The 9,907-nt window shown below is 41.1% G+C and carries 9 protein-coding genes and 2 pseudogenes; all 11 read right to left on the reverse strand.

Translation table 11 applies throughout. The features are described from left to right. Nucleotides 1-127 precede the first annotated feature (127 nt). Nucleotides 128-1,120: a choline-binding protein CbpJ gene (gene cbpJ / locus HT719_RS02460; protein WP_000771147.1), complete on the reverse strand. Its 993-nt coding sequence runs from the start codon at nt 1,118-1,120 to the stop codon at nt 128-130. A gap of 17 nt (nt 1,121-1,137) precedes the next feature. Further along, nucleotides 1,138-2,181: a serine protease gene (locus HT719_RS02465; protein ID WP_202795742.1), complete on the reverse strand. Its 1,044-nt coding sequence runs from the start codon at nt 2,179-2,181 to the stop codon at nt 1,138-1,140. Between the two features lie 426 nt (nt 2,182-2,607). Continuing rightward, nucleotides 2,608-3,270, reverse strand: a pseudogene (locus tag HT719_RS02470) (DNA alkylation repair protein). Continuing rightward, nucleotides 3,271-3,903, reverse strand: coding sequence for a response regulator transcription factor (locus HT719_RS02480; RefSeq protein WP_000698420.1), 633 nt, complete (start codon nt 3,901-3,903; stop codon nt 3,271-3,273). Between the two features lie 13 nt (nt 3,904-3,916). Further along, nucleotides 3,917-4,912: a sensor histidine kinase gene (locus HT719_RS02485; RefSeq protein ID WP_172928131.1), complete on the reverse strand. Its 996-nt coding sequence runs from the start codon at nt 4,910-4,912 to the stop codon at nt 3,917-3,919. Beyond that, nucleotides 4,909-5,607: a cell wall-active antibiotics response protein LiaF gene (gene liaF, locus HT719_RS02490; RefSeq protein ID WP_001224642.1), complete on the reverse strand. Its 699-nt coding sequence runs from the start codon at nt 5,605-5,607 to the stop codon at nt 4,909-4,911. Before liaF ends, HT719_RS02485 begins: the two co-directional genes overlap by 4 nt. A 76-nt stretch (nt 5,608-5,683) precedes the next feature. Then, entirely contained in the window at nt 5,684-6,694 is a 1,011-nt protein-coding gene (gene fni / locus HT719_RS02495; RefSeq protein ID WP_000210663.1) for a type 2 isopentenyl-diphosphate Delta-isomerase, read from the reverse strand. Further along, on the reverse strand, nt 6,678-7,685 hold the full coding sequence (locus tag HT719_RS02500) for a phosphomevalonate kinase (protein ID WP_172928133.1): 1,008 nt from the start codon (nt 7,683-7,685) through the stop codon (nt 6,678-6,680). Before HT719_RS02500 ends, fni begins: the two co-directional genes overlap by 17 nt. A 1-nt stretch (nt 7,686) precedes the next feature. After that, nucleotides 7,687-8,625: a diphosphomevalonate decarboxylase gene (mvaD, locus tag HT719_RS02505; RefSeq protein ID WP_172928135.1), complete on the reverse strand. Its 939-nt coding sequence runs from the start codon at nt 8,623-8,625 to the stop codon at nt 7,687-7,689. Continuing rightward, nucleotides 8,607-9,485 (reverse strand): mevalonate kinase, encoded by an 879-nt coding sequence (gene mvk, locus HT719_RS02510; protein ID WP_000163312.1) that lies wholly within the window; start codon nt 9,483-9,485, stop codon nt 8,607-8,609. The genes mvaD and mvk overlap by 19 nt, the downstream gene beginning before the upstream one ends. A 121-nt stretch (nt 9,486-9,606) precedes the next feature. Continuing rightward, a pseudogene (locus tag HT719_RS11465) lies at nt 9,607-9,887 on the reverse strand (transposase). Nucleotides 9,888-9,907: the final 20 nt, after the last annotated feature.

Below are 9,907 nucleotides of genomic sequence, written 5' to 3' on the forward strand. Positions count from 1 at the left end.
TAGATTTTTTCTGTCTAACTTTTGGGGTGCAGTTCACCTAATATTATGCGTTTTTTCCTATTTTAAAGACTTTTATCCACCTATTATACAAAGTTAAATATCCATCACAGTTTACCATTAGCCTTCATTACTTAACCCATTCGCCATTATAGTTTAAGTAGTAACCACCTACTGTGGTATTAACAGCTAAAGCACCTGAACCATAGGCATAGTACCATTTACCATTGACTTGGAACCAGCCTGTCTTCATATCTCCATTACTTGCATTTAGGTAGTACCAAGTTGAACCATCTTTCACCCAACCAGTAGACATTGCACCTGATGAACGAAGGTAGTACCAACTGTTACCAACATAAGCCCAACCTGTCTTCATATCACCATTTTGAGCATCTAGATAATACCAAGTTGAACCATCTTTCACCCAACCAGTTGCCATAGCACCTGATGAACGGAGATAGTACCAGTTATTACCTAGATATTGCCATCCTGTTTGCATTGCAGCAGTTGTTGGATCAAGGTAGTACCAAGCTGAACCATCATTTATCCAACCTGCACGTCTTTCACCACCAATATAGTTTTCTCCATTAATTTCTGTTTTAGCTAGATAATACCAGTTAGACTGATCATAAAGCCAACCTGTCTCTAAAGAATGATTCTGATTAAAGTAATAGTTCGTGTAATAACGCTTCTCTTCTTTATCTTCTGAATCTTCACGTTTTTCCCCGTACTCTTTTCCAACACTGTCTTTTGTTTTAATCTCTAATGCTTTCCAGCCAACAAATTCTTGTAGTACCCCATCTTGTCCAAAATAGTACCACTTGTGTTGAAGGCCGATTTCATTAACTGGTTGGTTATCTAATAAATCATCACGATAACCTGTTCCAGGAATTTCTAAGTATTGCCATCCAACTACCATTTCTCCTTTATCACCAAAATAGTAAGTTTTTCCGTCTATTTTATGCCAATAGATTGCTTTATGAGCATCTTTTACATAATATTTTCTATTATCCTTATCAACAAATTGGCCACCTGTGGTATCCGCAAAAACAGTATTTGTAGCTAGCAAACCAAAGAAAAATGCTGTCAGTCCAACTTGCATAGTTTTTTTCAAAAGTTTCATTTATATGTCCTCCAATATTAAATCCACTCACCAGATGAAGCAAAATTATAAACTTTACCATCGATAGTTTGGCTACCTGTTACCATAGCTCCACTTGAGTTAAGATAATACCAGTTTCCTCCTACTTTTATCCAACCTGTTTTCATGTCTCCATTAGTAGGATCTAGATAGTACCATGTTGAACCATCTTTATACCAACCAGTCTTCATATCACCATTTTTATTATCTAAGTAATACCATCTGCCTCGTACATTTTTCCAACCTGTTGCCATTGAACCAGAGGTTCCCAAATAATACCATTTTCCATTTACTTTTTGCCAATCTGTAAGCATCTTACCAGAAGCATCTAGATAGTACCAAGTATCATCTATTTTCTGCCAACCCGTTTGTTTATCATGTTGTTTATAATAGTACCAACTGCCACTTAATTTTTTCCATCCTTCAAGAGAATATCCTTTAAGTACTGAATAAATAAATGATAAATTCTGTTCATTTAATTTTACTGCGCTATTAACTTGGTTAGCTTCATCTCCCAAAGTATGTACTCCGACTACACGGTGACTAGCATCATAAACAGCAGATCCACTTGATCCCCCCAAAGTATCAACTTGATAATTCAAAAAAGTACCATCATCACTTAAAACTTGTTTTTTATCTGTATACATTTGATGAATTCCAAAATCATATGATGGATATCCTGTAATCGTCACTGGTGTTCCAGCCAAATTTTTCTGACTATTTGGAAGCCCCAGTGTTCCCAATTTTGCGCCAACAGGCTCTTCTAGAATTAATAGAGCCAAGTCATATTTCGATGCATCTCTAGAATTTAAAGTTCTAAATTCTTTCAAATAACGAACTTCCTTAACCTTGATCTTTCCAAATGGTTCCTGATCTGGACTAGCTGCTGGAAGTACATAAATAGCATCCGCTTCTTTTCCATATTTATGACTGTAGAAGTTATGAGCTGCTGTAATTAAAACATTATCTTTAATAAAATTCGCGCTTCCTCTTCCTTCTATATTCGTTCCATTGGCTACACCATTGTACTCAGACAAAACCATAGCTGAAGTTGAATACGGATATTGTAGAGTATTATCAATTTTAACCAAATCATCATTACCGATAATTACTTCTGATTGATTTTGGTAATATGAACCATATGTTGGCGAAATCTCAGGAAGTGAAAAATTATTAGTTTCTGGACTTTCCTGTAATGTTTCACTCACCTCATATTCTTCACCTGTACTAGAAATAACAGTCAAAGCAGATACTGTCGACAACTGGCTAGCCAATAAAGTACTCGCAATAATTGAAATACCCAATTTTTTATAAAACGTTTTCTTCATTATTTTTATCCTCCTAATGTGATTATAGCATACTATTCTAAATTTCTCAATCTACTATAGAATCAAGAAATCTACCACCTTCTGTAAATACCCTCCATTATCACATAAACAGGTAAACTTTTCAATTAATGACTGCGCTTTTCAATCACGATAGAGGTACTTGCTTGCTTCTTTGATACTAAGTTCAGCCATTCTTTCCTTGTTTTTCTCAATAAAGCATGTTACCCAAGTTGGATTCGTTTTGGAGTAGTCTCGCAGAGTCCAGCCAATGGCTTTATTGGTAAAAAATTCTGTTTGGTTCAAGTTATGAAGGAGAATCTTTTCCATTAATTGAGTATTGGTCTTCTCTTTTCTTAATAACTGGTGGTCAATAGCGACGCGTCTCAACCAGATATTGTCTGACAGGCTCCATTGGAGGATTATTTTTTCCAGTTCCTGCTTCTCATACACCAAACTCCCTACTACTCGATCTAGGATATCCACCGTATCCCACCAAGACTTGGTAACAACCAACTGCTCTAGCTTAGGCAAATCGCTGTCCTTTAAATAAGACTGCATTGCTTTCAAATAGTTAGCAGCCACATACTGGTATTCTCTAGATTCTTTTTCCCAGCAAGTATCTGCAAAATCCCAATCGATAATCTTTGTTTTTTCGCTTCTGGAAAATATTTTTATAGAGTTTATTTCTTTCAGGCACCGCAATACCTAGAAAAGAAAATTGATGGCGCATATGGGCTTCCATGGGTCTTGCTTTTTAGAGTCTTTTGCTGCTTCTAGCTCCTCAAGTAAATCTGCTAAACTCATCTAAAACTCTTCATGCCCCACCAAATGGTGCTGAAAGGCATAGACAGCCGCCTGGGTGCGATCGCTGACTTCAAGTTTGGCAAGGATATTGGACACATGGGTCTTGACCGTCTTGAGAGAGATAAAAAGTTCATCAGCGATACGCTGATTTTCGTAGCCCTTGGCGATGAGTTGGAGAACATCTCGCTCACGCGCAGTCAGGTCCTCATGTAGTTCTATGTGATTGCGGTGGTATTCGACTTTTTTGCTGACCTCTTGCTCAATGGCCAACTCCCCAGCAGCCACCTTACGGACAGCATGGAGCAGTTCGTCGGCACTAGAAGTCTTGAGCATATAGCCACGAGCACCTGCATCTAAGACAGGCATGATTTTTTCATTGTCCAAGTAAGAAGTCACAATTAAAATCTTGGCTTCAGGCCATTCTTTAAGGATGGCCAAGGTCGCGTCAATTCCATTCATCTCAGGCATGACAATATCCATGACAATGACATTCGGACGCAATTTCAAGGCCAAGTCAATACCTTGAGACCCGTTTGCCGCCTCGCCCACAACTTCTACATCATCTTGGAGATCAAAGTAGCTTTTCAAGCCCAATCGGACCATTTCATGGTCATCTACTAGTAAAATTTTCATCTTTACTCCTTTATCATTCCTTATCTAACAGGGGAATACGGATATCAACTGCCAGTCCTTGCTTGGGAGCTGTCAAGAGTTGAACTGTTCCAGCCATATCTTCAACCCTCTCTTTGATATTTCGCAGTCCATAACTCAAGTCGTCTAAGTTCCCTAACTGGAAACCAATCCCATTGTCCACCACCTTCAGCTGCAATTCAAAGTCTGTCTGATAGAGATAGACATCCAAACAAGAGGCCTGGGCATGGCGGAGGGTATTGCTGATCAACTCCTGCAAAATGCGGAAGATATGCTCCTCAATCTTCTTGGGCAATTTCGTCATATTCTGCTTGAGACTAACCTTGAGATCACTCTTGTCCTCAAGCTCTTTTAGGAGAATTTGAATCCCTTCTATCAAGCTCTTCTGCTCCAGTTCAATTGGTCGCAAGTGCAGGAGCAAGACTCTCAAGTCCTTCTGGGCAGTTTCTACAATAGCTGTGACACTCTGCAACTGGATCTGCATCTTTTCTCTATCCAATTTCAAAGCCTGCTGACTGACGCCTGATAAAATCATGTGAGCCGCAAACAACTCCTGACTGACTGTATCGTGCAAATCCCGAGCAATCCGCTTTCGTTCCTTCTCGATGATTTCCTCTTCCTGAGCAAGGCTGTGATTTTCAGCCTTTTGAAGCGCTTCTGTCAAGAGGTTAAGTTTGCCAGATAAGGACTTAAAACTAGCATCCAAATCTGGATCTACAACCTGAACCACTTCTTTCCCTGCCAACAAACGCTTGAGATTAGCCTGCATTTTTCTTAGAGAAAGCTCTTCCACACCTCTCCAAAACAGGGATAAGAGAAAGGTCATGGACATGCTGAATACCAACAATAAAAAGATAAATTTTTCTGTTTTTTCGACATCGTGCAAGAAAATAGACCAGTCAAAGTCAAGGATTTCCAGCAAGCTGTGGGAGAAAAAAAAGACAAAGAGGACAGAGGTGATGGCAATGATTACATAAGCTTGTTTTTTCATCCTCTGACCACCTCCACATCCCCAATCATAGTGGTCAAGAAAATCTTGACACTCTTGTTACTCTTGAGATAGTCTTTCGTTTCTTGATGATAGTGTTCATTGCGGAGGGCTCGCTTGGGCTGATTGAAAAAAGTCAAATCCCCATAGAGACAATTAACGCTGAGACTGACTTCCACATCTACAGGTACGATGATTTTGGTCGTGCCTATCATCTTTCTGAGGATAATGACATTGTCATGATTGGTTAGGATAACCCTCTCCAGATGAATAGTGTCCCTACCCATGAGACGAAAGAGATTGATATCATCAAACTGGCAAGTCTGGTAGCTTGAAAAATGATGAAGATTTCCAAACCAACGATTTTTCTCCTTCTTAACCGTTACCACCTCTTCAAAAATCAAATTGGTCTGCTCTTTTTCCTGGTTCATCATCGGATAAAGAAGAAAGAGGCTGTAGATGACCGCAACAAAAATAGCTAGAATCACAAAAGGATTGAGCATGACGATGAAAAAGAAGAGAATGCTTGCCACCACTAAAAGAAGATTATTGCCCTCTTTACCAGTGTAATAGCGAATCAAAAGCAAAAAGAGGAATAAAATCAGCAGAAAACGTGAAAAATGCTCTGAAACCATCAAAATCAGAGCTCCCGTCAAAAGACAGGCTTCGATAAATAAAAAGATTTTAAATTTTCTCATAGGTTGATCCTCTCCTTTCTATTTTATCACACTTCAAAAAAGTCACCTCAGTCTGAGGATGGAAAAAAGGCGGTGGTCACGCCTTTTTCATCTGATCCTTTGCTTCTTTTAATTTTCCATAAAGAAGATAGTCTACTTTTTGCAAATCTGCTATGGTGGCACAATTAAGAGCACACATAATCAAACGCAGATCGTCTTTCCAGCCTTGAACAATACCAATCACTTCTTCAACTGAATAGGTTTCAACCAATTCCAGAACTGTTCGTGACAGTCCTACAGCTTTGGCACCAAAGACCAAACACTTAATCATATCCAGCGGATTCCGAACGCCTCCACTAACCAAGAGTTCGACCTTGTCTTTCCATTCTTGGGCGTTGAGTAGGGCCTGCACGGTAGACTGTCCCCATTGATTGAGGTAATCACGCTGGCCACTGCGACGGTTTTCGATATAGGCAAAGCTGGTGCCACCACGACCTGATAAATCCACTGTACGAACACCCAGTTCATAGGCTCTCTCGATGGTCTTAGCATCCATTCCAAAGCCCACTTCCTTGAGAACAATAGGAACAGGAATTTGCTGGCTATAGTCTGCCAGATGCGATTGCCAGCTTCTGAACTTCCTTTCTCCCTCAGGCATAAGCAATTCCTGCATGACATTGACATGCACTTGCAGGAGAAGAGGATGCATCTCTTCTACAGTCTGAAGGCCTAACTCGACAGGCTTGTCCAATCCAATATTGGTTCCAAGGAGGAGATTGGGATGACTAGACTTGACAGAAAAAGAGTCATCTGCTGGATCTTTGAGTGCTGCGCTATAAGAACCCGTTACAAATAAAATACCACAGGCTTCTGCCACTTGAGCCAACTTTTGATTGATTTCTTTACCTTTTTCACTCCCACCTGTCATGGCATTGATATAAAAAGGAAAATCCCACTTTCGACCAGCAAACTCTGTCGACAGATCGATTTCATCCAGATTGTAAAGAGGCAAGGAAGAATGAAGCAGCTCCACCTCATCAAAGCTATTATAGGAACTTTTCTGCTCAAGGGCATAGCGGATGTGCTCATCCTTACGATTTGTCGTCATGTCCTATCCTTTCTTGGTATAAGAGCTCAATCCCCAGATCGACCCAACGGTTTTTTAGGGTTTCAGTTGATTGCTCATCAAAACTCAAGGCAATACCACAATCACCACCACCAGCGCCACTGCTTTTGGCAACGGCTTGCAAATCTTGACTGGCTTCTTTCAGCTGTCTAAGCGAAGGCGTATAAATATCTGCGCTCAAGCCTTCTAAGAGATTGCTGGCTGTTTCCACCTGCTCAATAACTTTTTCGGATTTCCCCTGCTCCAAGGCTTCTACCAGAGAAGTCACTGTTTCTTTTGAGGAACTTAAAAAATTCTGATTGATATTTTGCTTGATTTGTTGAACCATATCACTAGATACAGCCACTTCCTTGGTCCATCCCACTAGGAAATCACATTCTAAAGTTGGTTTCACTTGTGAAATTGAAAAGTCCCAATCACGCTCTAAAACAGTCGCCAAATTTTCTTCTTTCAACCAAGCTGCTACCTGCTGGCGATCAAATGACTGGTAAAGAACCAAATCCTCTGCCACAATACAGGCAAGGTCCCCCATAGACCCATTGTCTCCGCGCTTGAGCAAGACAGCGCTAGCCAGCTTGAACAAGAGCTCCTGATCAACCGAAAGCTTATACAGAGCTAGCAGAGCCTTGATGACCAAAACAACGACGCTACCGCTAGAACCTAGACCAAACTTTTTCCCTTCCCGTTCCATTTTTCCTCGAATTTCTAGAGAAAAATGTCTTAAAGTTTGACCTCGATAAGTCAGGAAATCTTCCACTAAAGCAATCGTTTCTTGAATCAAGCTGTAGTCAGAATTTGGCGCCAAATCTACTGCGAAATCAAACAGATCTGAATAAATACGGTAGCTGTCAGAAAAAGCAATATCGCCCTTCATATAGATGGGAATGGCCTTTATCAAGGCCAACTGTCCGGGCTCTAAAATAGCATATTCACCTGCCCAATAGAGCTTTCCACAAGTTTTAACAGCAATCATCTTAACTCAAATCCGTTGTTTTTGACACAATCAAGCGGTAACGTTGACCGAAGATTTTTGATAAATGCTCCAAGTCTTTCTCTTGACAAAGAACTTTGACATTAGGACCGGCATCCATAGTAAAGTAGCAGGCCTCTCCTTGCTCGCGAAGTTGACGAACAAAGTCCATCGCTTCATAAGATGAATCGGTCAGATAAGAAAAGGCTGGTGATGCTGTTTTTGTCGTAGCGTGCATAGCAAGAGCATTTTTCTCCGTTAATTCTCCAATCTTGGCAAAGTCATTTTCCTTGAGATAAATCAGCATATCCTGATAGTCCTTCTCAGACTGACGAACCCAGTCGTCAAAAGTCGTCGAAGTCTCCACACAAAGTTTCATCCCGTCACGGCTAGAGATTGGTTTTTTCTTGTCCTCTAGCACCAACATGATCATAGCTAGTTTCAAGTTTGTCTCTACGGGGTAAATTCCCCCACTATCCTTGTCCCAGGCACCTAGTGGTCCATAAAAACTCCGAGAAGAAGAACCTGAGGCAAACTTAGCCTCCTGTGCCAACTGACTCCGAGACAAACCAAGCTGGAAATAAGCATTACAAGCCTTGACCAGGGCGGACAAACCACTAGAACTTGAGGACAGGCCCGCTGCCGTAGGCATATTATTTTGAGTATCGATACGGACAAAGCCCTCACCAGCTGGACGATAACGGTCAATAATCTTACTCATCTTGGCATGCTCGACCTCATTTTGTAGCTGACCATTGATGTAAAATTCGTCAGCTGTTACATTGGCTGGTAAAGGCGACAAGGTCGTCTCTGTATACATATTTTCCAAAGTTAGAGAAATACTGCTAGTAGCAGGCACTATCTCTTTTTCTTTTTTCTTTCCCCAATATTTGATAATAGCAATATTTGCGTAGGAACGTACTGTTACAGGCTCTCTATCCATGTCTGAACAGCTCCTTTCTCTTCTAATCTTTCTGCTAATTCTTGTGCGTGTGTCAAATTATCTGCCAAGGCTATAATACAGCCTCCTAGCCCACCACCGCTCATCTTGGCACCCAGAGCACCATGGCTAAGAGCCGTTTCAACCAGATGGTCTGCCTCAGGGCTACTGACCCCAATTTCTTTTAAATGTAAATGCGCTTGACTGAGGATTTGTCCCAGTTCTTCAGCATCTTTTTGTGAAATCGCATCCTCTGCCTGCTGGGTCAATTCTCCCAAGGCATGCAAAAATGGTAGGGCATCCTTGCCCTTATTTTGAACCACTTGGATGGCTTCACGAGTATGACCATAAACACCCGTATCGGCAATCACCAAATAGGCGGATAAATCCATCTCAAGTTCTGTAAATCCTACGTTCTTGATAAAGCGAATAGGTTGGTCACTGAGACAGGTCTTAGCATCCAAACCACTAGGATTCATATGGGCAATCATTTCAGCTCGATTGACCAAGATTTCTAGTACATCATGAGGCAGATCGGCCTGATAGTAGTCAAATACCGCACGAATGGCCGCTATGCTGATAGCCGCTGACGAACCCATCCCCCGTTTCTCAGGGATAGCCGAGTCAATCTCACAACGAATGCAGGCTTCTGTGATATCCAAATACTCCAGTGAGGCATAAACCGCCATGGACAAGGTATCCTCCTCATAAAGGCGCCAAGGACTCTCTGCAGGAACTACCTTACAGGTCACCTCCACCTCCAAAAGAGGCAGGGAAATGGCAGGATAACCGTAAACGACCGCATGTTCCCCTATTAAAATTATCTTACTATGTGCCTGACCGACACCAACTTTTTTTGTCATTTTTTCCTTTTACTAGACGAAAAAACGTCTTATTTTTCATACAAGTATTAATTCTTTCCTATCTATTTTATTATATTTTCACAAAAAAAGCGATTGTTTCCATTCACAATCGCTTCTTTCATTATTGAACCCATTCGCCATTATAGTTGACAGAATAGCCATTTACAGTCGTATTCACTGCCAAGGCACCTGAGCTATAAGCGCGTAGTACCATCTGCCATTGACCTGGAACCAACCTGTCGTCATAGAACGACGAAAGAAACTCCATACCGTTAAGTAAAGAGGAAAGTCGTGAGGGAGCATGCGCCATTGACAACCTGTTTTAGTGACGTACAAAGTCTCATTAACAAGTACTCGTTTCGGCCATTTATAGGTGCGGTGTTTGGAGAAATAGGGTTCAATCTCCCAAGAGGCATAGGGGT

It is taken from the genome of Streptococcus sp. k-378 (assembly GCF_013277505.1).
GTDB classification, from domain to species: domain Bacteria; phylum Bacillota; class Bacilli; order Lactobacillales; family Streptococcaceae; genus Streptococcus; species Streptococcus pseudopneumoniae.

Bases quoted from the DNA above. Each gene is read 5' to 3' on its own strand.
- HT719_RS02485 (WP_172928131.1), bottom strand. From the start codon at position 4,912: ATGAAAAAACAAGCTTATGTAATCATTGCCATCACCTCTGTCCTCTTT.
- mvaD (WP_172928135.1), bottom strand. From the start codon at position 8,625: ATGGATAGAGAGCCTGTAACAGTACGTTCCTACGCAAATATTGCTATT.
- fni (WP_000210663.1), bottom strand. From the start codon at position 6,694: ATGACGACAAATCGTAAGGATGAGCACATCCGCTATGCCCTTGAGCAG.
- mvk (WP_000163312.1), bottom strand. From the start codon at position 9,485: ATGACAAAAAAAGTTGGTGTCGGTCAGGCACATAGTAAGATAATTTTA.
- cbpJ (WP_000771147.1), bottom strand. From the start codon at position 1,120: ATGAAACTTTTGAAAAAAACTATGCAAGTTGGACTGACAGCATTTTTC.
- HT719_RS02465 (WP_202795742.1), bottom strand. From the start codon at position 2,181: ATGGTTTTGTCTGAGTACAATGGTGTAGCCAATGGAACGAATATAGAA.
- liaF (WP_001224642.1), bottom strand. From the start codon at position 5,607: ATGAGAAAATTTAAAATCTTTTTATTTATCGAAGCCTGTCTTTTGACG.
- HT719_RS02500 (WP_172928133.1), bottom strand. From the start codon at position 7,685: ATGATTGCTGTTAAAACTTGTGGAAAGCTCTATTGGGCAGGTGAATAT.
- HT719_RS02480 (WP_000698420.1), bottom strand. From the start codon at position 3,903: ATGAAAATTTTACTAGTAGATGACCATGAAATGGTCCGATTGGGCTTG.